Source organism: Deinococcus taeanensis (genome assembly GCF_020229735.1).
GTDB lineage: Bacteria > Deinococcota > Deinococci > Deinococcales > Deinococcaceae > Deinococcus > Deinococcus taeanensis.
In genome coordinates, this window is sequence record NZ_CP083455.1 from 1,986,866 (window position 1) to 2,008,580 (window position 21,715).

Here is a 21,715-nt window from a genome sequence, read left to right on the forward strand (position 1 = left end):
CGCAGGGCGGCCCTGCCTGTCCTTCACGTGTCCATCAGGTACAACCCCTTGAACATGCCGTCTGCCAGCTGGTACAGATTCGCGCTCTGTCCGTCCCTGGACCGGGCCGCCTTCAGGAACGCCAGGTTGCGCGCGCCTACGAACTCACCGGCCTTTCCGTCCGGGTTGACCAGCATCAGCGCCCAGTGGTTCGTGCTGACCTTCGGCGTGTAGATGAACATCAGCGCGTCGGCGGGCACGCCCGGCGGCCGGGCCCACAGGCGCATCACGAGTTCCCCCATGACGTTCGTCTCCATCTGCGCAGGCACCTTCACCTGGCCCGAGACGAGGCCCCACACGGTTTTCGAGTAATCGGCCGCGCCCGCCACCCCGGACAGCGCACAGAGGGTGATCAGGGACGCAGGGGCAGACGGGCGCGGCAGCATACCTGCAGCATTCCAGACGCACCACTCTGCCGCTGCCTCACCTGCCCGGTCACCGCCGGGGAGGCCGCCCCTACTCCCCGCGTTTCTTTGTGCCCTTCATCGGGGCGTGCGACCAGGGATCGTCGGGCCACGGGTGTTTCGGGTAGCGGCCACGCAGATCCCGGCGCACCTCGAAGTACGAGGAGTTCCAGAACGACCGCAGATCCTGCGTGACCTGCACCGGTCGTCCGGCCGGCGAAAGCAGGTGCAGCAGCACCGGAGTGCGCCCCCCGTTCACCGCCGGCGTTTCGGCCAGCCCGAACAGTTCCTGCAGCTTCACCGCCAGCACCGGCGCCTCGCCCGGGCGGTACGAGAGGCGCACGCGAGTGCCGGTCGGCACGGTCACGTGCGTGGGCGCCAGCTCGTCCAGCCGCGCGGGCAGCGGCCACGGCAGCCGCGCCTGCAGGGCCGGCAGCAGGTTCACGCGGCCCAGTTCGTCGCGGGAGCGCACGCTGCCCAGGTGCGGGCCCAGCCACTCCTCCAGCGTGCCGAGCAGCCCGGCGTCACTGAGGTCCGGCCAGTCCGCTTCGTCCGGCCGCCACGCCCGCACCGACTCCACCCGGTCGCGCAGCGCCTGCGCCTCGGGACTGAAGGTCAGAAGGTGCAGGCCCTCCTCACGCAGCGCGCCGGCCAGGGCGCTCACGCGCGCCCCGGCCGGCAGGTCCCGCAGCGGGCGCGTCTCCAGCACCAGCGCCCCGAAGCGCCGCTCACGCTGCGCGATGAGCGTGCCGGTGCGGGCGTCCCAGCGGACCACGTCAGCCCACGCGGCCCCGGCGTCCAGCACGGCCGGGTCGAGCGGCGCAGCCAGGAAGATGCGCCCTTCGGCCTGCGCGGCGTCCAGGTGCGCCACCGCCAGCGCCCGCGCGCCGACCAGGGCGTCCCCTTCAGGCAGCGCGGCGCCCTGCCCGCCGGCCAGCAGGAAGCGGCCGCGGCCCAGGCCGGTGGCGACCTCCCGGGCCAGCGCCGCACGTTCCGGGTACGCGCGGGCCACCAGGGCGCCCACCGCCAGGCCGTCGGGGGGGCTGTCATCCGGACGGACCTTCAGCAGGGTCCGCCACTGCCGCGCGAGGCGCTCCACACGGTCAAGCACCCCCACGTCTCCTCTGCTGTGCTCACCGCGCCGCCACGCGCGCAGCACCGCGACGCGGTCCGTCAGGTCCGCGCCGGACCCGGCGGGCAGCGGGTCGCGTTCCTCCAGCAGCGCCGCCACGTCCGACGCGAGGGCCGCGTCCGCCCCGGCGGTCAGCAGGTGGGCCACGCGCGGGTGCGTCGGGAAGTCCAGCAGCCGGGCGCCCTCCGGCGTCACGCGCCCTGAGGGGTCCAGGGCGCCCAGTCCGCGCAGCACCTCCCGGGCGGCCTCCACGCGCCGGGCTGGCGGCAGGTCCAGCCACCACAGCCCGGCGGGGTCCGGCACGCCCCACTGCGCGAGTTCCAGGGTCAGGGGCGCCAGGTCCGCTTCCAGCACCTCCGGGGGGCGCGCGGCAGGCAGCAGCGCCTGCGTGCGCTCACTCCACAGCCGGTACGCCACGCCGGGCGCGGTGCGCCCGGCACGCCCGGCGCGTTGCGTGGCGGCGTCTTTCGTCACGCGGCCCGTCACCATCCGCGAGAGGCCCGTGGCCGGGTCGAACTGCTGCGCGCGGCTCAGACCGCCGTCCACCACGACCCGCACGCCGTCAATGGTCAGGGATGTCTCCGCGATGCTGGTCGCCAGCACCACCTTGCGCCGCCCCTGCGGGTCCGGGCGCAGCGCCCGCCCCTGCTCGCGCACCGGCAGGTCCCCGTACAGCGGCAGCACCGCGGCGTCCACGCCTGCCAGCAGACCCTGCGCCGCGCGGATCTCGCGCACCCCTGGCAGGAACGCCAGCACGTCGCCTTCATCGCCGGCCAGCGCCGCCCGCACCTGCCGCGCCACCAGGTCCTCCACGCGGCCCACCGGGTCGGCCGGCAGGTACCGGACCTCCACCGGGTGGGCCCGCCCGGCGCTTTCCACCAGGGGCGCGCCGAGCCGTCCGGGCAGCGCGGGGTCCAGGGTGGCACTCATGACCAGAACGCGCAGATCGTCACGCAGCGCCCCCTGCACCTCGCGCAGCAGGGCCAGCGCCAGGTCGGCGTTCAGGCTGCGCTCGTGAAATTCATCCAGGATCACAAGGCCCACCCCGGCGAGGTCCGGGTCGCGCTGCAGCCGCCGGGTCAGAATGCCTTCGGTCACGACTTCCAGGCGCGTGGCGCCGGACACACGCGCGTCGAAACGCACGCGGTACCCGACCGTGCCGCCCACCTCCTCGCCCAGCGTTTCGGCCAGCCGGGCGGCCACGGCGCGCGCGGCCACCCGGCGCGGCTGCAGCATGATGATCCGCCGCCCCGCCAGCCACGGTTCCTCCAGGAGGGCCAGGGGCAGCGCGGTGCTTTTGCCCGCGCCGGGTGGGGCCTGAACGACCACCAGCGGCTGGGTGGACAGCGCCTCTCTGACCGCCGGAATCACGTCTTGAATGGGCAGACCCGTGTCCTTCACGCCCGGATGGTAGCGGAGCGGCTGCGCTCCCGGGCCGGGTCCGGTCACCCGGGCAGGGTGAGGACGTCGCGCAGGTCCCGTAACGTCACGTCGGGTGTTTCGGTGGTCAGCGCGTGCGTGGTCGGCAGCCACGCGGCGCGCAGGCCCACCTGCTGCGGTCCCCACACGTCGTTCCGGGGGGAGTCGCCCACGAACCACGCCCGGCGGGCCGGCACGCCCAGCCGGTCCAGCGCCAGGGTGTAGAGGCGTGGATCGGGTTTACTGAGCCCCACGGCCCTGCTGATCACCACGTCGTCCGTCAGGGCCTCCAGGCCGCAGCGGCGCAGGCTGGCGCGCTGCAGGTTCTCCCAGCCGTTCGTGACGACGCCGGTCCGCACGCCACGCTCACGCAGGACGCGCAGCACCTGCAGTGCGTGCGGCATGGGCGCGGCGTGCTCCACATGCCCGGCGTACGTGTCCAGCAGCACCTGCGGGTCGTGCTTTAACCCGAACTCCCGGACGAGCTGGGGAATCACGTCCGCTTTCGGGCGGTAGCCGTGATCCTCCAGGGCCAGGAAGCGCTCCGCATACCCGTCCGGCAGGCCAAAGTGCCGGACGTGCTCACGCAGCCACGCCCGCACCGTGGCGGCGCGGTCGTGCAGCGTGCCGTCCAGGTCAAACAGAATGGCGGCAGGACTCACGCGCCGAGTCTACTCGGACTGCGGGTCCGGGTCGCGCGCCACGGCCGGGTCCACCGCGCTCTTGTGGAACGCCGCGCCCAGCGAGTGCACCGCCTCGTGAATCAGGCGGGTGTTGATCACCTGCGCCGCGTGCATCCCGGCGGCCGCGGCCTGCACCACGTACTGCGGAGCGCCCGTCATGTCCCCGGTGGCGTACACGCCAGGCACGCTGGTCTCCTGCTGCTCGTTCACCAGCACGCGGCCCTTCTCGTTGAGCGCGCAGCCCAGCGAGGCGGGCAGGTGACTGCCGCCCTCCTGCTCCGGCGCCAGAAAAATGGCGTCCACCTGCAGGGGGGGGCGGCGGCGGAAGGTGACGCACACCGCCTGGCCGCTCAGCGGACCGCCGCTCAGGTGCCGGATGGGCGCGTCCTGCACGCGGACCCCCACGCGTTCCAGGTCCTGCGCCTGCGCCGGGGTGAGACAGGTCTCGCCGTTGGTGAGGAGGGTCACCCGGTCGGACCACGCGCGGACCGTCAGGGCCAGGTGGTGACCCGACTGGCCGTGCCCGTACACCGCCAGCGCCCGGCCCCCGTGCTCCCACCCGTCGCAGTAAGGACAGTGGTACACGCCCTGCCCCCAGCGTTCCCTGAGCCCAGGCACGGCCGGCAGGATGTCGCGTACACCGGTGGCAAACAGCAGGACGCGCGCATGAAACCACCCGTTCCCGGCACGGACGCTGAACAGGCCCGGCGCGCCGCGCACCTCACGGGCCGTTTCGGTCAGGACCGTCACGTCGTAGGGCTCAAGGTCGGCCAGCCCCTGCTTCTTCAGGTCGTGCGGGCTGATGCCGTCCCGGGTCAGCAGGCCGTGTCCGGCACTGACGCTGGTGTTGCGGGGCGGACCGCCGTCAAGCAGCAGCACGTGGCGCCGCGAGCGGCCAAGCGTGAGCGCGGCACTGAGGCCAGCCGGGCCGGCCCCAACCACAATCACGTCGAACAGGCCGTCCACGACCTGCCCGGCGCGTGGGGGCGGCACCTCCGCAGGCGGCGTCCCGCCCGGCAGGAGGCCGGGGGGCAGGCGGCCGCTCACCGGGGGGCGGGGCGGACACTCAGGTCCGTCAGCGTCGCGTCCCGCGGGGCACCTAGCGCGAAGGCGATCGTGGCCGCCACTGTCTCCGGGTCAATAAACGCCTCCGGGCTGTACTCGCCGCCTTCCTGCTGCCGTACCTTCGCCTGCATGGGCGTGGCGGTGCGGCCGGGGTACACGCTGGTGACGCGCACGCCGCGCGGCGCCTCCTCGTCGCGCAGGGCGTCGGCGAGGGCCTTCAGGGCAAACTTGCTCGCCGCGTAGCTGCCCCAGCCGGCGTTGGCGCGCAGGCCCGCGCCACTGTTCACGAACACCACGGTGCCGCGCTCGGCCCGCACCCGGCCCAGAAGCAGGCGCGTCAGTTCGGCGGGCGCGACCGTGTTCACGGCCAGGGTGTGCGTCCAGACGCCGTGCGGCTGCTCGGCCACCGCGCCGAGATCCACGACACCGGCGTTGTGCACCACGTTCGTTACGCGCCCAAACCCCTCGACCGCCCCCGCGAACGTCTCCGGGCGGGTCAGGTCCAGGTGCAGCGGCCGGGCGGCGAGCGCCCCGCACAGATCGGCCAGGGCCGGCGTGCCGCGGCCGGACAGGATCAGGTCGTGCGTGGGGGCCAGCTGCCGGGCGAGGGCCGCGCCGATTCCTCCGGCGGCGCCGGTGATGAGTGTGACGGGTCGGGACTGGGTCATGCCCTGACCTTAGCGCAGCGCCACAGGGCGCCGGCGCGTGTGAATTCACTGTTAAAGGCGCGCCTCCGGGGGTGGCGCGTGAACGGGCACCGCAGCGAGGCACCGCAGCGACGGGCCCGCACGGCCGGGGGTCGGCGTGCGGCAGGTGAGTGCACCCGCGGCGGTGAGGTCTGCCATGCTGGCGCCCGTATGGCCGTTCCGACCGTGATCCTGTGGCCGCTCGTTTCCGATTTGCCTCTTCTGATCGTGTGGGTGGTGGGCACCGTGCTGGCCGCCCTGCGCGTGCGGCACACGCCTGCGCTGCGCTGGGTGGTGGCGGCACTGGTCCTGCTGGGAATCACCCGCCTGACCGGCGGGATTCTGCTCGGCTGGCTGCCCGTGTGGGCCGCGGAACAGAAGGTCACGGCAACGACCCTCAGTCCGGTGCTCACGGCGGTCGCGGCGGGACGCACCCTGCTGGAGGTGATCGGCTGGCTGCTGCTTCTGACCGGCGTGTTCAGCGGCCGCCGGCACCCCCCGGCGTCCAGGATCAGGGACCGCTGATCCGGGCCTGCTCGGCGTAGTGGGTGCTGACGCCCTGCGCGATGGCCTGCGCCAGCCGGGCCTGTCCGGCGGGACTCTGCAGCAGGCGCAGGTTGCCGGGGTCGGTGAGGTACGCGGTTTCGATCAAGAGACTGGGCTGCGTGGTGGGCCGGGTCAGGGCGAGGTCCGCGCCGGGTTTCAGGCCGGCACCGGGACCCAGCTCCGGCAGTGCGGCGCGCAGCGCGGCCAGGATGTACGCCGCGGCCGCCTGCGCCTGCGGGTGGGTGAAGTACACTTCCGGGCCGCGCACGCCGCGCGGGTCGCGGCCGTCGGGCAGCGCGTTGGCGTGAATGCTGATCAGCAGGTCGCTGCCGCTCTGCTCGGCGCTCAGGCCGCGGTCGTACAGGCCCAGGGTGACGTCCGCCGTGCGGGTGAGGTTCACGGTGGCGCCCTGGGCGCGCAGGAGGTCCGCGGCGCGCTGCGCGACGGGCAGCATGAGGTTCTTCTCGGGGGTGCCGAGGCTGCCGGCCCCGCCGTTCTGCGTGCCGCCGTGCCCGGGGTCGAGGGTGATCACGCGGCCTTCCAGGGGACGCAGCGGGTTCAGGGTGGGGGGCCGGCGGGCCGTGATGAGCAGGTCAGGGCCATCGAAGGCCGCCGCGTAGCCCCAGGCGGGCGCGCTGAGGCGCAGGTCGATCTGCGTGACGTTCGGGCCGGCCGGGCGGAGGTCCAGGCGCTCCAGCAGGAGGTCCGTGCCGTCCGGGGAAGTCAGGGGAGCACTCAGGGGGCCGTACAGGGTGAGGCTCAGGGTGCGGGCGTCGGGCTGCGTGAGCGTGAAGGGCGGGCGGGCCGCTCCCAGGGGCACGCGGACATTCAGTGTGGTGGGGTCGCCGGTCACCTGCAGGGACCCGCCAGTCAGGGGTGAGGGTGCGGCGAAGCCCAGCGGGGTGGTCTGCGCGGCCGTGATCAGGGCGCTCACGCCGGGCGCGAGGCGCACGCGCAGGTCGTTGCCGGCGCGGCCCACGGCGCGGAACGTCATGCCGTCACGCGGGTATAGCAGGGGCTCGCCGGTCAGGGTGGTCAGGCGGGTGCCGGAGGCGTTCAGGCCCAGCCCCGGAACGCTCGCGGGGGCCTGGGTGACGGTGCGGGCCGTGCCGGGCGCGATCGACAGGGTGCCCTGGGCGGGGACGGTGACGGTGCGGCCGTCCCGGCCGGTGAGGCTGACGGTCAGGGTGGCGCCGGCCAGGCGCCCGGTGGGCGGCACGGCGTACGTGGCGGCGTAGGTGCCGGCGGGACCTTCGGTCATGGGGAGTGCGGGGCCGTCGGCGACGCGGTAGTAGGCGCGGCCGCCCGGCGCGCCCTGGAAGCGCACGGGCACCTGCCGTTCAGGCAGGGTGTCTCCGGCAGGGTCCCAGAATTCCAGCGGCTGCGTGGGCTGCACGCTGCTGCGGCTGATGGCGGTGGGGGTGGCGGGCAGGGGGCGGGTCACGGTGCGGGTCACGCGCAGGGTCCGGGTGCCGGCCTGCGTGCCCAGGCGGGCCACGAGCCGCAGGTCGTTCGTGCCTTCCTTCAGGGGCCACCAGCTCATGAACAGGCCGTCCGGCCCGGTGGGGACGGGCACGCCGCTCACCGTGAGGGTCGCGCCGGGGGGCACGCTGCCTTCCAGGATCACGTGGTCAAACGCCACGCGGTAATCGGGTGGCGGGTAGGCGACGAACACGTCCGGGGCGGCGCGGGCGGCGCTGAGGCTCAGAGCGGCGCCCAGGGTCAGCCACCGCAGCAGGGCGGCTCGGGAAGCGGTGTGGCGCATGCTCCGGGATAGCACACGCGCGCGGGCCCGCAGGGGAGGGCGTATGCTGGGTCTCTCATGAACGACCGGCTTGTGCAGGCGTACGAGGAGGGGTTGCCGGGCTTCGAGGCACTCCGGGACGCGGCGGTGGCGCACACGTTGCGCCTGATCGGGGAGGCCGGACTGAATATCCATCACGTCACGGGCCGGGTGAAGAAACGCACCAGCCTGGAGGACAAGCTGCGCCGCAAGCCGGGCCGGTACGCGGCCATCGCGGACGTGACGGACCTCGTGGCGGTGCGCGTCATCACGTACTTCGAGTCGGACGTGAGCGCCGTGTCGCGCCTGATCGAGGAGCATCACACGCTCGACTGGACGAACTCCATTGACAAAAGCAAGATGCACGACCCGGACCGGTTCGGGTACATGGGCGTGCATTACGTGGTGCAGGTCACGCCGGACACGCCGGACCTGTCGGCGTTCGCGGGGCAGAAGTTCGAGGTGCAGATCCGCTCGATCCTGCAGCACGCCTGGGCGGAAATCGAGCACGACCTGGGCTACAAGAACCGCGAGGCGATTCCGCGGGAGGTGCAGCGCCGCTTCTACCGCCTGGCCGGGCTGCTGGAAATGGCGGACGAGGAGTTCATGGCCCTGCACCGCCTGTCGCAGGATTACGCCGCGACCCTCCCGGCGCGCGTGCAGGAGGCGCCGGAAGGGGTGTTTATCGACGCGCAGAGCATGAAGCACCTGCTGGGCGTTCCGCCGGTGCGGGACCTGGACGCGGAGGTGGCCGCGGCGCTGAACGTGCTGCTGCTGACCGGCTGGCCGGACCCCGAGCGGCCGCAGCGGCTGGCGAGCCTGCTGCATTACGTGGGCGTGCACTCGGTGGGGACGCTGCAGAAGGAACTAGTGCGGCATCACGAGGCCGTGGTGCGCTTTGCGGCGCTGCTCATGCCGCGGCTGCGGGAAGCGTGGACACCCGCCGGTGGAGCGCGGCCCGGGACGAGCGTGGTGCATTACGGTCTGCTGCGCGCCTGCTCGAATCCCAGCCTGGACCCGCACGAGATCGTGAGCATGCTGGACATGCGGGGCGTGCTGAGCGGCACGCAGCTCGTGTCCACGGTGCGTGAGGTGTACGCGCAGCTGCAGGCCGAGCGGGCGCAGGCGGGCACCACCCGGCCCGCGCCGCCCGTGGACGGGCCCGCCTGACCCGGCCCTGACCTGCGCGCCGCACGCTGAGCGTGACGGGAGCATCCAGGTGGAGGCCGTCCTGGCCGGCCCGGAGGGCGTCCCGTCAAGGGAGCTGGCGATGAGTCACTCACCCACCGATCGTCAAGTGCCGGTCAGCTGCGCCGCGCCGGGCAGGGTCCCTTGCACACCAGGCCCGGTTCCTCTGCCCGGCGTGCTGGCCCACCCGCTGCCGCCGGCCCTGCTGACCCGCCTGACCCGTGAGCAGGGCTGGACCCCGGCCTTCGCGGCGCGCGCCGCTCACGAGTACCTGCGGTTCGTGCTGCTGGCCGCCGTGTCCGGTCACCCCGTGACCCCGCCCCGCGCAGTGGACGAGGTGTGGCACCTGCACCTGACCTTCACGCGCGATGACTGGGAGCGCCTGACGCCGCTGCTGCCGGGGGCGCTGCATCATGACCCCGCCGGCGACCGCTGTCCGGCGCTCCGCACGCAGTACGAGGCGACACTGGACGCCTACGCCCGCATGTTCGGGGAGGCGCCGCCCGCCGACCTGTGGCCTGATCCGCGGCGATCACGGCCGGCCGCGCGGGTGCTGGGCAGCACGCGCCGCACCGGGCTGAACGTGGCGCTGGGGGCCGCGTTCGTCACGGGTCTCACGTTCGCGTGGAGTCCGCTGGTGCTGTGGCTGGCCGCTGGAGCGTTCCTGCTGGTGCTGCTGTGCACCCGGCTGCCGGCGGCCAGCGCTGGCCACCGCGGGCGGGCGGCGCTCGCCGGATCAGGCTCTGATGGGGCTGATTTCACCGGCGCGCACAGAACGCACAGTGATTGCGGCCCGGGCGACTCTGGCGGCGGGGACAGCGGCGGCGCAGGCTGCGGGAGCAGCTGCGGCAGCTGACCGCCTACGTTCCGCGTTTCGCGGCCCGTACCTGCCCGAAGACGTTCCGCAGCAGCCGGGCCGCCTCACCTTCACGGACACCGCCCGTCACGGTGGGTGCGTGACCCCAGTGGGCGGCGAGCAGGTCGGTCACGCCGCCCAGCGCGCCTGCGCGGGGGTTCGGGGCGCCGTACACCACGTGCGCCACCCGGGCCTCCAGCGCGGCGCCCAGGCACATGGGGCAGGGTTCGAGCGTCACGACCAGCGTGCAACCGCTCAGGTACGCGCTGCCCAGGGTCCGGGCAGCGTCGCGCAGCGCGGCCAGCTCGGCGTGGCGGGTCATGTCGCCATGCTCGCGGCTGCTGTTGCGGCCCCGCCCGATCACCGCGCCGTCCGGGCCGAGGATCACTGCACCGACCGGCACCTCGAGGGCCTGGGCAGCGTCGCGGGCCAGCGTGAGCGCCTCCCCCATTGCGGCGTGCAGCGGATCTGGGGCCGCGCCGGCCGCCTCGCGCGCCCCGGCGGCCCAGACGGGCGGCGTGAGCCCCACCCACTGCACGCCGTGGTCGCTCACGAGCAGGGGCACGCGGTCACGGTCGGCGCGGGGCACGCGGCGGTCGGTGAGCACGTCGCTGAGTTTGCGGGTGCCGCCCGGCAGGGCCACGCGGTCGCCGGGCTGCCGGGTGCGGCGCTTCCAGTGGGGTGGTGGGGTGAAGTCCGGCTCGGGGTAGGCCTGCGGCGTGAGGTGCAGGCGCCCGCCCGTGACCGTCACAGGGTGCGCGCCGGGCAGGTCAAGGTGCGTGGTGTGCCCGGACGTCAGGGCCGCGGTGAGGGTGTCGAGGTGCCCGGCGTGCACGTCCAGGCCGGCGGCGCGCAGCCGGGCGCGCAGCCAGCGGCGCAGCACGGCGGGCGGCTGGCTGCCGGGCGGCGTGTGCGGGGTCAGGGCGGCGGCCTGGGCGCTCAGGGCGGCGTCGTCCTGCGCCTGGTGGCGGGCCACACGGGCCAGGGTGGCCTGCAGGGCGGGGTGGCGGGCCTCCAGCAGCGGCATGACCTCCCGGCGCAGCCAGGCACGGGTGTAGGTCGGGTCGGCGTTGGTGGGGTCGTCCCGCCAGTCCTGGTTCAGCTCGCGCAGGAACGCCTCGATGTGGCCGCGCGGCACATTCAGCCAGGGCCGGCGCACCCGGCCGCGCTCGGCGGGAATACCGTGCAGAACAGCCTCGCCGCGCAGCAGGGCGTTCAGGACGGTTTCGGCCTGATCGCGCAGGGTGTGGGCGGTCAGGATGACCGGCGCGCCGTGCGTGCTGGCGGCGCGGCCCAGAAAGTCGTACCGGATGCGCCGCGCGGCGTCTTCCACGTTCCAGCCGCGGCGCCTGGCGACCGCACCGACGTTCACGCGCGCGCCGGTGAACGGCACACCCAGCCCCGCGGCGAGGACCTCGACCCACGCGGCGTCCTGGGCCGAGTCGCCGCGCAGCGCATGGTCGAGGTGAGCGGCGATCGGCAGGGCTCCCACTAGCAGCAGGGCGCGCAGCAGGGCCACGCTGTCCGCGCCGCCAGAAACACCCACCACCACGCGTTGCCCGGCGTGGTGCCGCAGGGGCGCCAGCAGTGATTCGAAGGACACGGGCACGGGCGCATTGTACGGGCCGGCCTTAGAATCGGGCGCATGAGCGTCACGCCCGGTCAGCCCGCCCCGGATTTCACCCGCCGCAGCGATGACGGCCGCAGCGTGAGTCTGCGGGCCCTGCGGGGCCAGTGGGTGGCGCTGTACTTCTACCCGCGCGCCGGGTCTGCCGGGTGCTCGATCGAGGCGCAGCGCTTTGAGGCGGCTGTGCCGGAATTCGAACGGCTGGGCGCGCAGGTGATCGGGGTGAGCACGGACACCGAGGCGCGGCAGGCGGCCTTCCGCGACAGCTGCCGCCTGAGTTACCCCCTGATTCCGGACGGGGACCGCAGTCTGTGCCGGGCGTACGGCGTGATGGGCGGGCTGGGTGGGCTGCTGGGCATGGCGGGCCGCGTCACGGTCCTGGTGGACCCGGACGGGCGGGTGGCGTGGGTGCACCGCAGCGCGAACCCGTTGAGTCACGTCAGCGGGGCGCTGGCCGAACTGGAACGCCGGCAGGCCTGAGCCCCCTGCGTTCGTCAGGCGCGGGTCACGTGTGTGCCTTACCCTGATCTTATGAAGCGTGCTGGATTGGGTGTCATGGGGCTGGTGCTGGCCGGACTGATCAGCGGGTGCGTGCCGGCGCCCCTGCGTGCGCAGGCGGGCGCGGAGCTGCGCGTGACGGCCGCGCCGGGAACCCCGGCTGTGCAGACCGTGACGGGGGCGGTCGGCCTGTACCGTGAGCCGGGCCCGGGGTCCCTGCGGGTCGTGACGGACCGCGCGGCGTTCGTGACGTCCGTGGTGCTGCCTGAACGTGGGGGCGCCGTGGTGCTGCCGGCCGTGCGCACGGAGGCGGGAGTCACCGTGGTCACGTCGCTGCCTGCCACGAGCGGGTATACGCAGGTGTTCACCGTGGCCAGCCTTCAACCCATGGCGCTGGACGGCGCGCGCGGCGCGACCTCCGTGGCGGAGGTGTCGAGGGCTGTGGAGGCGGCCGCACGGACCCTGCCTGCGGGCGCCTATACGGTGGCCACAACGGTGTACCGCGTGGAGCGCTTCGGGACGCTGAATGTCACGGCGAACCTTGCGGGGGCCGAGGTGCGGATCAATGGCGAGCGGGTGGGCACAGCGCCACTGCAGGTTCAGGACCTGCCGGAGGGGCAGGTGACGGTGGAAGTGTCCCGCAGCGGGTACCGGACGTTCACGCAGCGGGTGAACATCACCGGCAATGAGGTGAGCAGCGTGAACGCCTCGCTCCGCCTGATCACGGGCACGCTCTCGGTGCGCAGTGACGTTCTCGCGGACCTGTACGTGGAGCGGCAGCTGATTGGGACTGTGCAGCCGGGCGTGGGCCTGGACCTGCCGCTGCGGCCGGGGGTGCTGTCCCTGAACGTCGTGCCGCGCAACCGCGCCCTGGCGTCGCAGAACCTGCTGGTGCGCGTCACGGCGGACCGGGTGACGCCGGTGGTGTGTGCCGTGACGAACGGTGAGTACCGCTGCACCCTTCCCTGACCCTGACCTTGCCCCGCTGCGCCCTTGTCCTGTTGGCGGGGGCGCTCTCCTTTGTTCCCCGGCGGGTTGCGCGGAGCGCGGTGCTACGCTCGCGGCATGACGTCCGCGCCGCTGCTCACGCCCGTGCTGGGCTCCCTGCACGCCCTGCAGGTCCCGATTCCCTACCCCATGAAGTACGTGACCGTACTGCTGGACGTCCCCGCAGACGGGCGCGGGCCGGTCACGATGATCGACACGGCCCTCGACACCCCTGAGGCACGCCACGCCATTGAGGAGGGACTCGCGGCGCTGGGCGTGCACTGGTCGGACGTGGACCGGGTGATCATCACGCACCATCACCCCGATCACTACGGGCTGGCGGGCGTGGTGGAGGAACGCAGCGGCGCCGCCGTCCAGATGCTGGACGTCGAGATCGGCCGCGGGGAACGCTACTGGCACCTGTGGGAGGAGTGGCTGCCCGGGCACCTGAAGCACATGCGTGACCATGGTCTGCCGGCCGAGTCCCTGGCCAGCATGGGCGCCGACAACCGCCGCGGCCGTGAACGGGTGCATCCGGCCACGCGGGTGCAGCCGCTGCGCGAAGGGCAGATGGTGCCGCTGGCCGGCCGGGAGTGGGAGGTGCTGTGGCTGCCGGGCCATGCGGACGGGCACCTGGGACTGTGGAGCGAGCAGGACAGCCTGCTGATCGCGGGCGACGCGATCCTGCCGCGCATCAGCCCGAACGTGGGGCTGTACGCGTACACCCGGCCCGATCCGCTGGGGGATTACCTGCAGACGCTGGGCAAACTGGAGGCCCTGAACCCGGCGCGGGCGGTGGTGGGACACCACGGACCGGTGATGGAAGGCGTGCAGGCGCGCGCCCGTGAACTGCGCGCCCATCACCACGAGCGGCTGGATTTCATGAAGGCCGAGGCGGCCCGGGAGCCCCGCAGCGCGTACGACCTGTCGCTGGCGATGTTCCCGCGGGACCTGAACATCAGCGGGCGGCGCTTCGCGCTCGCTGAAACGCTGGCGCACGTGGAGCACCTGCGCCTGCTGGGGCAGCTGTACCGCACGTGGAACGAGGTGCGGGAGGTGTGGCTGTACCACGCCTGACCGTGCGGGCCGTGACCGTGCGGGGCGCGGCGGGACTCTATACTCCGGCGCATGACAGCATCCCAGTCGGAACTGCAGCGCATCATGGCGGCGCTGCAACAGAGCGGCCTGACTGTCGAGGCGGTCGAGGACGGGGCGCTGGTGCAGGACGGCGAGACCCGCGTGGCTCTGTTCGCCGAGGCGGACCCCCAGGGCGGCGTGATTGTGCGCCTGCATCTGGACCTGGATCTGTACGTGGAGGAGGACAGCCTGCCGGACATCCTGATGGGCATGAACCTGCTGAATCAGGGGCTGGATTACGGCGCGCTGAACCTCGACCCGGTGGATCCGGAAGATCTGGATGAGGACGCGCCGCTGACGTTCGCGGTGCTGGGCCGCAGCGTCCTGTGGCTTCCGGATCTCGGCGTGGCGGAACTGGACCGCCTGCGCGAGCATCTGCGCCGCTTTGAGGGTGAGGTCACCGAGTCCGTGGAACGCACCCTGCACGGCAGCAAGGGCCTGAGCGCCTGATCGGCCAGGAGAGCGGGCCGGGTCTGTCCACGGGCAGCCCGGCCCGCTCTCCTGTGGGCCGCGCGGCTGGCCGCCCACCCGGCGGCTGTGTGCGCGGGCATAGTCTGCCGGGCGCCGCGGGCGTACCCTGAACGTCTCACAGTGACGGTGGCGCGGTGGTCGTTGGGTCGCGCGTTCCTCCCCCATGGCCCCGGAACGGGGGCCTGGGCCGGGTGTGGTGCGTAACGGGGTGATCAATCATGACCAGGGGGGCGGCTCAGGGCCGGTCAGGGGCGCGGGCGGGCGCAATGCATTTCACGATGCTCAGCCGGGGGCGGGTGTATGGCCTGTTCCGGGATCTTGAGGGCGTGCAGGCCTGCACGGCCCGGCTGCTGACCCTCGGGCTGGCCGGGCAGTCGGTGCAGATGCTGATGGGTGAGGACGGCGTGACCTGCCTGGACGTGGACGGCGGCCGGCACGGGGTGTGGGCGCGGATGCTGCGCCTCATGCAGGGGGCCACCGACGAGCGCGCGCACGTGCAGCGGTACGTGCAGGCGTTGAGCTGGGGCGAGATTCTGCTGAGTGTGAATGTGGCCGATCAGCCGGGGCAGCTGCCGGAGGTGGCGCAGGCCTTCCGGGAGGCGGGCGCGCACTTCGTGAATCACTACGGCGTGTGGGTGGTCGAACCGATCTGCGCGTGAAAGTGCCGGGCACCCGCACGACGTGCGTTGACGCCGGCCAGCAGGAGCGGAGGGTCACAGCCTGGGACCCTCCGCTCCTGACGCCGGCGGCTGCGCTTTACTGACGGTCCTGCAGCGGGACGTAGTGCGCGTCGGTGGCGCCGCTGTACACGGCGTCGGGGCGCAGCAGGCGGTTGTTGCTGGTGTATTCGATCAGGCTGGCACACCAGCCGCTGATGCGGGCCAGGGCGAAGATGGGCGTGAAGAACTCCTTCTTGATGCCCAGGTCGCTGTACACGGTGCCGCTGTAGAAGTCGACGTTCGGGTAGATGCCCTTGCTGCCGATGCGGTCCACGACGACCTTCTCGATGGTCTCCAGAATCTGGTAGTAGTTGCTTTTGCCTTCCTTGTTGGCCACCACCTCGGCGTAGTCACGCAGAACGCGGCTGCGGGGGTCGAAGTACTTGTACACGCGGTGCCCGACGCCCATGATCTTCTCTTTGCTGTCGAGTTTCTGCGTGATGTAGGCTTCGGCCTTCTCGGGGGTGCCGACCTCGTCGAGCATGTCCATCACGGCTTCGTTGGCGCCGCCGTGCAGCGGCCCTTTGAGGGCGCCGATGGCACTCGTGATGCAGGAGTACATGTCGCTGAGGGTGCTGCCGGTGGCGATGGCCGTGAAGGTGCTGGCGTTCATGCCGTGGTCAACGTGAAGAACCAGCGCGATGTCGAACAGACGGGCCTGCTCGGCAGTGGGTTCCTTGCCGCTGAGCATGTACAGGTAGTTGCCGGCATGCGTGAGGTCCATGCGGGGGGCCACGACCTCCTGGCCGTCCTGGGCGCGGTTGATCGCGGCGATGATGGTGGCGAACTGGGCGATCATGCGGGTGGCAATGGCCCGGCGGCCTTCGGCGCTGGTGTCTTCCGCCTGGGGGTCCAGGAGACCCAGGTAGGACACGGCAGTGCGCAGGGCCTGCATGGGGTGCACGCCTTTGGGCATGCCCTGAATGATCTGCACGAGCGCTTCGGGGATGGCGCGGTTGGCTTTCAGGTCGGCGTCGAACTGGGCGAGTTCAGCGGCGGTGGGCAGCTTGCCGTTCAGCAGCGCCAGGGAAAGTTCCTCGAAGGTGCTGTTTTCCGCCCACTCCTGAATCGGGATGCCCAGGTGCGTCAGAATGCCCTCCGTCCCGTTGATGAACGTGAGTTTGCTCTCAGTGAAGAGAACGCCTTCGAGCCCCTTGGCGATGTTCGTGGCGGTGTTCGTCATGATAGGTCGAGCATATCACCGGGCTGCTTTCCGCCCCCTGCCCCGTCACGTTCCCGGCAAGGTGACAAAGGCGGCCGCGGGCATGGGACCGGGCCCTACAATGCCCGGCGATGAGTGCCCTGCCGCCCGCCTCCCCTGCCGACGCTCCAAGGCCGCCTGTGACGCTGGCGCTGGACACCGCCACTCCGTGGCTGACGCTGGCGCTGGCCTGGCCGGGCGGTGAGCTTCATGTGTCGCGCGAGGTGGGCCGCGCGCACGCCGAACTGCTGCCGGGCGCGGTACAGGCGCTGTTCGCAGAGGCTGGCCTGCCGCTGCGCGCCGGACAGATCGTGATCGGCACTGGCCCCGGGTCGTACACCGGCGTGCGGGTGGGCGCGAGCTACGCGCTGGGGCTGGGGCGGGTGTGGGGCGCTCCAGTGCTGGGGGTCAGTACGCTGGAGGCGCTGGTGCGCGGCGAAGGCGTGCAGGGCGTGTCGCTGGACGCCCGCAAGGGGAACGTGTACGGGGCTGTGTTCGAGGTGCGCGGCGGCGTGGCGGTCGCCACCACCCACGCGCCGGCGCGCCTGCCGCTCGAGGAGTTCAGCGGGCTGCTGGGCGGGCTCCCGCACCACCAGGACGGCCCGCCGGACGGTCTGGCGCTGCTGCGGGCGGGGCTCGCGCATGGGCAGCGGGAGTGGGCGCTGGCGTACCTGTAGTGATGGTCAGGACCAGGAAACGGGCCGCCCATTTCCTGGCGGCCCGTCTCTGTGGCGGGGCGGCTCAGTCGGCGGCGTCGGCCTGGGCGTACTGAAGGCGGTGCAGGCGGGCGTAGTAGCCGCCCTTGTCAAGCAGTTCGCGGTGGCTGCCCTGCTCCACGACGCGGCCTTTGCGCATCACGACGATGCGGTCGCAGTGCTCGATGGTGCTGAGGCGGTGGGCGATGATGATGCTCGTGCGGCCCCGCATGACCTTCTCCAGTGCCGCCTGGATCCGCATTTCCGTTTCGGTGTCCACGTTCGCGGTCGCCTCGTCGAGGACCAGCAGGATGTCCGGATTCTGAATGAGGGCGCGCGCGAAGGCCAGCAGCTGTTTCTGCCCGGTGGACAGGGTGGCGCCGCGTTCCTGCACTTCGGTCTGGTACCCGTGGTCCAGGGACAGGATGTAGTCGTGAACCCCCACGTACCGACAGGCTTCCACCACGCGTTCGTGGGGAATGCCGGGGTTGTTCAGGGTCAGGTTGCTCTCGATGGTCCCGGCGAACAGGAACACGTCCTGCAGCACGACGCCCACGTGTTTGCGCAGGTCGTACTGCTGCAGGTCGCGGACGTCGGTGCCGTCGACCTTCACGGCGCCGCGCTGCACGTCGTAGAAGCGGCTGACCAGCGCGGTGACGCTGGTCTTCCCGGCGCCGGTCGCGCCGACCAGGGCGACGCTCTCGCCCGGCTGGATGTGCAGGTCAATGCCGCGCAGGATCCAGCGGTCGTCCGTGTCGGGGGTCTCGCGGGTGACGGTCTGATCGTAGGCGAACCACACGCCTTCGAAGGCCACGCGGCCCTCGAAGTCCGGGAGAGTCCTGGCGCCGGGTTTGTCCTGGATGGCCTCCTCGGTGTCCAGCACGCCGAAGATCCGTTCGCTGCTGGCCATGGCGGCCTGCAGGTTGTTGAACACGTCCGCGAGGTCCTGGATGGGCTGGAACAGCTGCTGGGAGAGCTGCACGAACGCAAAGAGCGTGCCGACGGTGATTGCGCCCGTGACGGCGCCGCTGGCGTCCACGCCCAGAATCTGCCGGGCGGCGAAGTACAGGATCAGGGCGACGGCCACCTGCCCCAGCACGGCGACGGTGGGCATGAACAGCGAGAACCAGTGCACGGAGTTCTCGTTGGCGCTGAGCAGCGCGCGGTTGCTGAGGTTGAAGTCCAGGGCGCTGCGGCGCTGGCGGCCGAACAGCTGCACGGTGAGCATCCCGGTGATGTTCTCGTTGAGCTTGCTGTTGACGATGGCCTGCTGGGTGCGGGTCTCGCGGAAGGCGTCACGGAGTTTGGTGCGGAAGAAGTTCGTGGCGAAGAACAGCACGGGCAGCACCGTGAAGGAGATCAGCGCGAGGCGCCAGTTCACGCTGAGCATGATCACCACGTACACGACGATGATGAACGTCGACTGGATCAGGCTGACCAGCCCGCCGGTGATGAACTGGTTGATGGCATCCACGTCACTGGTCACGCGGGTGATCAGGCGCCCGACCGGGTTCTGGTCGAAGAACGCGAGGTGCAGGCGCTGCAGTTTGCTGAACACGTCGGCGCGGATGTCGCGCAGCACGTTCTGCCCCAGGTACCCGATGGCGAGGGTGAAGCCGTACTGCAGGGCGAACTCCAGGACCTTCAGGCCCATGTAGGCCAGCGCGGTGACGGTCAGGCCGTTCAGGAGCACGTCGCGGCTGGTGGCGCGGCCCTGCGCGAGCGGGGACAGGTACGCGTCGATGGCGTGGCGCTGGAGCAGCGCGAACAGTGGGGACGCCAGGGAGATCAGCAGGGCGAGCAGGACCCCACCGATCACGAGGGGCAGGTACGGGCGGACGTAGTGCAGGATGCGCCGCACCAGCTGGGCGTCAAAGCCTTTCTGGTACGCGTCGGTCGCGTCGGGGGGAGTCATCGGGTCACCTTCGGGGGCAGGGTGTCTTCCAGGCGGTCGGCGGCGTGTTCGGCGTCCCCGATGGGTTCGTCGTCGGCGTCAAGGTCACTGGCAAGGCGTTGCAGGCGTTCGAGCTGGGCGTAGTGCCCATTCAGGGCGAGCAGTTCGTCGTGGCTGCCCTGTTCGGTCACGCGGCCCTGGTCAAGAACCAGGATCTGGTCGGCGTGCCGCAGGGTGCTGATGCGGTGGGCGATCAGGATCACGGTGCGGCCCTGGCTGATCTGGCGCAGGCTGTCCACGATGCGGCGTTCGGTTTCGGTGTCCACGGCGCTCAGCGAGTCGTCGAGAATCAGGATGCGCGGCTCGCGGACGATGGCGCGGGCGATGGCGGTGCGCTGCCGCTGTCCGCCGGAGAGGGTCACGCCGCGTTCGCCGAGCATGGTGCCGAACCCCTGCGGGAAGCCCTCCACGTCGTCGAGCAGGCCCGCGAGGCGCGCCGCTTCGCGCACCTTGGCGGGGTCGGGCGTCTGGGGGATGTTGTCCGGGGGCGGAGCGCCGACAATGCTCACGCCGGTGGGCACGACCGGAAGGTCACGCGCCTCGATGCCGAACCCGATGTTGTTGGCGATGGTGTCGCTGAACAGGAAGGGTTCCTGCGGCACCACGCTGATCACGTCGCGCAGCGTGGCCAAAGGAATCACGCGCAGATCGTGACCGTCAATGCGGATGGAGCCGCTGGTGGGGTCCATCGCGCGGGTAAGCAGCTGGCCCAGCATGGTCTTGCCGCTGCCCGTAGGACCGGTGATGCCCAGGAAGGTTCCGGCCGGCACGTGCAGGTTCACGTGGTCCAGCACGGTGGTCTGTCCGTAGCGCAGCGTCACGTCCTTGAAGTCGATGTCGCCGCGCAGGGCGGGCACGCGGGGCTCGGTGCGGCCCGGCTCGTCACGGACCAGCGGCTGGGCGCCGAACATCTCCTGCAGGCGCAGCCAGGAGCCCAGGCCGCGCTGGATGACCCCGGTGATCCAGCCGATCATCAGCATGGGGAAGGTCAGGCGTTCGAGCGTCCCGACGAACTGCACGAACATCCCGACCGTGAAGGTGCTCTCAGGCGCGAGGATCAGCCGGCCGCCGACCAGCAGGATCAGCCCGAAGGCGAGCCCCAGCAGCAGGCTCATGAACGAGCGCAGCGGGCCGTCAACCTTGGTCAGCGCAATGTTGCGCCGCAGGAGTTCGAGGTTCATGGCGCGGTAGTCCTCGATCTCTCGGTCCTCGATGGCGTATCCCTTGACGACGCGCGCGCCGCTGAAGTTCTCCTGCGCCCGCGCCGAGATCACGGAATTCTGCTCCTGCGCGAGCCGGTGGCGGACACTGATCTGCCGCGCAAGGTACGTCAGGACGCCCACGATCACCGGGACGATGGCCAGCACGATCAGCGTGAGCTGCCAGCTGAGGCTGAACATCACCGCGAAGGCTGTGGCGAAGCCCGACACGATGTTCACGATCTGCCAGGCGCCGAAGCCCAGCATTTCGCGTACGGCGCTCAGGTCACCGGTCAGGCGGTTCATCAGGTCGCCGGTGCGGGCCCGGTCGTAATACGCCTTGTCGAGGGTCTGCAGGTGCGCGAACAGGTCACGGCGGATCTCGTACTCGCTCTGGCGGGACGCAACGACAATCTGGCGGCGCATGATCAGCATGAAGCCACCAGCGGTGACGGCCGCCGCCACGATGCCCAGGGCGTACAGACCGGCCGTGGTCAGGGCGATGCCGGGCGTGGCGGGGTCGGCATCCACCTGGCCGGTCAGGCCGTCGATGGCAAGGCGGATCAGGTAGTACGGCAGGAGGTTCACGGACGTGGCGATCACGACCGCGATCAGGCCGATGGCGTACTGGCGCAGGTGCAGGCGCAGGTACGGCCAGAGGGAGCGGAAACTGTCCATGGGGGGTGCCTCCTGGGGGGCAGCGGTGCGGCGAGAGGGCGGGTACGGGACCCGTGCGCGGGTCAGGATACGCCCGGTGGCAGGGCCTGAAATGCGCCATGTGGCGCATACCACTGCTGTCGTTCAGGGAATGCTCAAGGGCGGCTCGTGGCACATCTCATAGGGTCCTGGCCTGAGGTGATTGACACGTATGGGGGGGGGTGCTACTATTCGCAGCCGGAAGTGACCGCGGCAACGCAGAGGCTTCCGCACTCAGAGGCCGGACATTGTTCCAGCACTTCGACAGGGACGGTGCCACCCTAGCTCAACTGGTAGAGCACCCGACTTGTAATCGGAAGGTTGGGAGTTCGATTCTCCTGGGTGGCTCCAAACGACGCGGTCTCACCACAAGTCGCGCCGTGCACTTCTCGAAACGGGCAGTGAGAACAACCTGGGTAGGTGGCCGAGTGGTTAAAGGCGACAGACTGTAAATCTGTTCACGTAAGTGTACGGCGGTTCGAATCCGCCCCTGCCCACCACCGAACGCGGGAATAGCTCAGTTGGTAGAGCGTCAGCTTCCCAAGCTGAATGTCGCGAGTTCGAGTCTCGTTTCCCGCTTTCCTTCGCTTCTGTAGCTCAGTGGTAGAGCACTCCCTTGGTAAGGGAGAGGTCGTCGGTTCAATCCCGACCAGAAGCTCCAACAAGTCGGCGCGACCTGCTCTGTGGGTCGCGCCTCTTCTCTTCACCTGACCGCAGTGAGAACCCTGAG

General features: G+C 71.3%; 19 protein-coding genes and 4 tRNA genes. 13 read left to right on the forward strand and 10 right to left on the reverse strand.

The features are described 5' to 3' along the window. Window positions 1–23 precede the first annotated feature (23 nt). The 5 genes from LAJ19_RS09555 to LAJ19_RS09575 form a co-directional block, all read right to left on the reverse strand. A complete protein-coding gene (locus tag LAJ19_RS09555) occupies window positions 24–425 on the reverse strand; it encodes a hypothetical protein (RefSeq protein WP_225475534.1) in 402 nt (133 codons plus the stop codon). Window positions 426–495: 70 nt separating this feature from the next. Continuing rightward, window positions 496–2,976: an ATP-dependent helicase HrpB gene (hrpB, locus tag LAJ19_RS09560; RefSeq protein ID WP_225523245.1), complete on the reverse strand. Its 2,481-nt coding sequence runs from the start codon at window positions 2,974–2,976 to the stop codon at window positions 496–498. A 44-nt stretch (window positions 2,977–3,020) separates the two neighbouring features. After that, complete coding sequence (locus LAJ19_RS09565) at window positions 3,021–3,656, reverse strand: HAD family hydrolase (protein WP_225475535.1); 636 nt, start codon at window positions 3,654–3,656, stop codon at window positions 3,021–3,023. 9 nt (window positions 3,657–3,665) lie between these two features. After that, complete coding sequence (locus LAJ19_RS09570; protein WP_225475536.1) at window positions 3,666–4,670, reverse strand: NAD(P)/FAD-dependent oxidoreductase; 1,005 nt, start codon at window positions 4,668–4,670, stop codon at window positions 3,666–3,668. Between the two features lie 50 nt (window positions 4,671–4,720). After that, complete coding sequence (locus LAJ19_RS09575; protein WP_225475537.1) at window positions 4,721–5,410, reverse strand: SDR family oxidoreductase; 690 nt, start codon at window positions 5,408–5,410, stop codon at window positions 4,721–4,723. A 189-nt stretch (window positions 5,411–5,599) separates the two neighbouring features. On the opposite strand from LAJ19_RS09575, the gene LAJ19_RS09580 reads away from it, so the two are divergent. After that, the gene (locus tag LAJ19_RS09580; RefSeq protein WP_225475538.1) at window positions 5,600–5,953 is read left to right on the forward strand and encodes a hypothetical protein; all 354 of its coding nucleotides are present in this window, start codon (window positions 5,600–5,602) and stop codon (window positions 5,951–5,953) included. On the opposite strand, the gene LAJ19_RS09585 is transcribed toward LAJ19_RS09580, so the two are convergent. Further along, window positions 5,940–7,739 carry an N-acetylmuramoyl-L-alanine amidase family protein gene (locus LAJ19_RS09585; protein ID WP_225475539.1) on the reverse strand — a complete coding sequence of 600 codons (1,800 nt, stop codon included), beginning with the start codon at window positions 7,737–7,739 and terminating at the stop codon, window positions 5,940–5,942. The genes LAJ19_RS09580 and LAJ19_RS09585 overlap by 14 nt on opposite strands. 57 nt (window positions 7,740–7,796) lie before the next feature. On the opposite strand from LAJ19_RS09585, the gene LAJ19_RS09590 reads away from it, so the two are divergent. Both LAJ19_RS09590 and LAJ19_RS09595 read left to right on the forward strand, forming a co-directional pair. Beyond that, window positions 7,797–8,927 (forward strand): GTP pyrophosphokinase, encoded by a 1,131-nt coding sequence (locus LAJ19_RS09590; protein ID WP_225475540.1) that lies wholly within the window; start codon window positions 7,797–7,799, stop codon window positions 8,925–8,927. A 193-nt stretch (window positions 8,928–9,120) separates the two neighbouring features. Next, window positions 9,121–9,801 carry a glycine-rich domain-containing protein gene (locus LAJ19_RS09595; protein ID WP_225475541.1) on the forward strand — a complete coding sequence of 227 codons (681 nt, stop codon included), beginning with the start codon at window positions 9,121–9,123 and terminating at the stop codon, window positions 9,799–9,801. 4 nt (window positions 9,802–9,805) lie between these two features. Here LAJ19_RS09595 and tilS read toward each other — a convergent pair whose 3' ends face one another. After that, window positions 9,806–11,410: a tRNA lysidine(34) synthetase TilS gene (gene tilS, locus LAJ19_RS09600; RefSeq protein WP_225475542.1), complete on the reverse strand. Its 1,605-nt coding sequence runs from the start codon at window positions 11,408–11,410 to the stop codon at window positions 9,806–9,808. 36 nt (window positions 11,411–11,446) lie between these two features. Between tilS and LAJ19_RS09605 the strand changes: the two genes are divergently transcribed. The 5 genes from LAJ19_RS09605 to LAJ19_RS09625 all read left to right on the forward strand — a co-directional run bounded on the left by LAJ19_RS09605 (window position 11,447) and on the right by LAJ19_RS09625 (window position 15,180). Then, window positions 11,447–11,908: a peroxiredoxin gene (locus tag LAJ19_RS09605; RefSeq protein WP_225475543.1), complete on the forward strand. Its 462-nt coding sequence runs from the start codon at window positions 11,447–11,449 to the stop codon at window positions 11,906–11,908. Window positions 11,909–11,959: 51 nt separating this feature from the next. Beyond that, the gene (locus tag LAJ19_RS09610) at window positions 11,960–12,895 is read left to right on the forward strand and encodes a PEGA domain-containing protein (protein ID WP_225475544.1); all 936 of its coding nucleotides are present in this window, start codon (window positions 11,960–11,962) and stop codon (window positions 12,893–12,895) included. A gap of 96 nt (window positions 12,896–12,991) precedes the next feature. Next, window positions 12,992–13,990: an MBL fold metallo-hydrolase gene (locus LAJ19_RS09615; protein ID WP_225475545.1), complete on the forward strand. Its 999-nt coding sequence runs from the start codon at window positions 12,992–12,994 to the stop codon at window positions 13,988–13,990. Between the two features lie 51 nt (window positions 13,991–14,041). Beyond that, a complete protein-coding gene (locus LAJ19_RS09620; RefSeq protein ID WP_225475546.1) occupies window positions 14,042–14,500 on the forward strand; it encodes a hypothetical protein in 459 nt (152 codons plus the stop codon). 287 nt (window positions 14,501–14,787) lie between these two features. Continuing rightward, the gene (locus tag LAJ19_RS09625) at window positions 14,788–15,180 is read left to right on the forward strand and encodes a hypothetical protein (protein WP_225475547.1); all 393 of its coding nucleotides are present in this window, start codon (window positions 14,788–14,790) and stop codon (window positions 15,178–15,180) included. Between the two features lie 97 nt (window positions 15,181–15,277). Here LAJ19_RS09625 and LAJ19_RS09630 read toward each other — a convergent pair whose 3' ends face one another. After that, window positions 15,278–16,423 (reverse strand): citrate/2-methylcitrate synthase, encoded by a 1,146-nt coding sequence (locus LAJ19_RS09630; protein WP_225475548.1) that lies wholly within the window; start codon window positions 16,421–16,423, stop codon window positions 15,278–15,280. A 110-nt stretch (window positions 16,424–16,533) separates the two neighbouring features. Between LAJ19_RS09630 and tsaB the strand changes: the two genes are divergently transcribed. Further along, a complete protein-coding gene (tsaB, locus tag LAJ19_RS09635) occupies window positions 16,534–17,118 on the forward strand; it encodes a tRNA (adenosine(37)-N6)-threonylcarbamoyltransferase complex dimerization subunit type 1 TsaB (RefSeq protein ID WP_225475549.1) in 585 nt (194 codons plus the stop codon). 64 nt (window positions 17,119–17,182) lie between these two features. On the opposite strand, the gene LAJ19_RS09640 is transcribed toward tsaB, so the two are convergent. After that, window positions 17,183–19,051: an ABC transporter ATP-binding protein gene (locus tag LAJ19_RS09640; RefSeq protein ID WP_225475550.1), complete on the reverse strand. Its 1,869-nt coding sequence runs from the start codon at window positions 19,049–19,051 to the stop codon at window positions 17,183–17,185. Then, a complete protein-coding gene (locus tag LAJ19_RS09645) occupies window positions 19,048–20,967 on the reverse strand; it encodes an ABC transporter ATP-binding protein (RefSeq protein WP_225475551.1) in 1,920 nt (639 codons plus the stop codon). The genes LAJ19_RS09640 and LAJ19_RS09645 overlap by 4 nt, the downstream gene beginning before the upstream one ends. Window positions 20,968–21,260: 293 nt before the next feature. On the opposite strand from LAJ19_RS09645, the gene LAJ19_RS09650 reads away from it, so the two are divergent. The 4 genes from LAJ19_RS09650 (at window position 21,261) to LAJ19_RS09665 (ending at window position 21,646) form a co-directional block, all read left to right on the forward strand. After that, window positions 21,261–21,336, forward strand: a tRNA-Thr gene (locus LAJ19_RS09650). Between the two features lie 63 nt (window positions 21,337–21,399). Next, window positions 21,400–21,485: transfer RNA gene (locus LAJ19_RS09655), tRNA-Tyr, on the forward strand. Window positions 21,486–21,491: 6 nt separating this feature from the next. After that, window positions 21,492–21,564 (forward strand) — tRNA-Gly (locus LAJ19_RS09660). Window positions 21,565–21,571: 7 nt separating this feature from the next. Then, window positions 21,572–21,646, forward strand: a tRNA-Thr gene (locus LAJ19_RS09665). Window positions 21,647–21,715: the final 69 nt, after the last annotated feature.

What these genes read in the sequence shown, in the direction of transcription:
- LAJ19_RS09555 (WP_225475534.1), bottom strand. Translation starts at nt 425, where the DNA reads ATGCTGCCGCGCCCGTCTGCCCCTGCGTCCCTGATCACCCTCTGTGCG.
- LAJ19_RS09575 (WP_225475537.1), bottom strand. Translation starts at nt 5,410, where the DNA reads ATGACCCAGTCCCGACCCGTCACACTCATCACCGGCGCCGCCGGAGGA.
- LAJ19_RS09580 (WP_225475538.1), top strand. Translation starts at nt 5,600, where the DNA reads ATGGCCGTTCCGACCGTGATCCTGTGGCCGCTCGTTTCCGATTTGCCT.
- LAJ19_RS09585 (WP_225475539.1), bottom strand. Translation starts at nt 7,739, where the DNA reads ATGCGCCACACCGCTTCCCGAGCCGCCCTGCTGCGGTGGCTGACCCTG.
- LAJ19_RS09590 (WP_225475540.1), top strand. Translation starts at nt 7,797, where the DNA reads ATGAACGACCGGCTTGTGCAGGCGTACGAGGAGGGGTTGCCGGGCTTC.
- LAJ19_RS09605 (WP_225475543.1), top strand. Translation starts at nt 11,447, where the DNA reads ATGAGCGTCACGCCCGGTCAGCCCGCCCCGGATTTCACCCGCCGCAGC.
- LAJ19_RS09610 (WP_225475544.1), top strand. Translation starts at nt 11,960, where the DNA reads ATGAAGCGTGCTGGATTGGGTGTCATGGGGCTGGTGCTGGCCGGACTG.
- LAJ19_RS09615 (WP_225475545.1), top strand. Translation starts at nt 12,992, where the DNA reads ATGACGTCCGCGCCGCTGCTCACGCCCGTGCTGGGCTCCCTGCACGCC.
- LAJ19_RS09620 (WP_225475546.1), top strand. Translation starts at nt 14,042, where the DNA reads ATGACAGCATCCCAGTCGGAACTGCAGCGCATCATGGCGGCGCTGCAA.
- LAJ19_RS09625 (WP_225475547.1), top strand. Translation starts at nt 14,788, where the DNA reads ATGCATTTCACGATGCTCAGCCGGGGGCGGGTGTATGGCCTGTTCCGG.
- LAJ19_RS09630 (WP_225475548.1), bottom strand. Translation starts at nt 16,423, where the DNA reads ATGACGAACACCGCCACGAACATCGCCAAGGGGCTCGAAGGCGTTCTC.
- tsaB (WP_225475549.1), top strand. Translation starts at nt 16,534, where the DNA reads ATGAGTGCCCTGCCGCCCGCCTCCCCTGCCGACGCTCCAAGGCCGCCT.
- LAJ19_RS09640 (WP_225475550.1), bottom strand. Translation starts at nt 19,051, where the DNA reads ATGACTCCCCCCGACGCGACCGACGCGTACCAGAAAGGCTTTGACGCC.
- LAJ19_RS09645 (WP_225475551.1), bottom strand. Translation starts at nt 20,967, where the DNA reads ATGGACAGTTTCCGCTCCCTCTGGCCGTACCTGCGCCTGCACCTGCGC.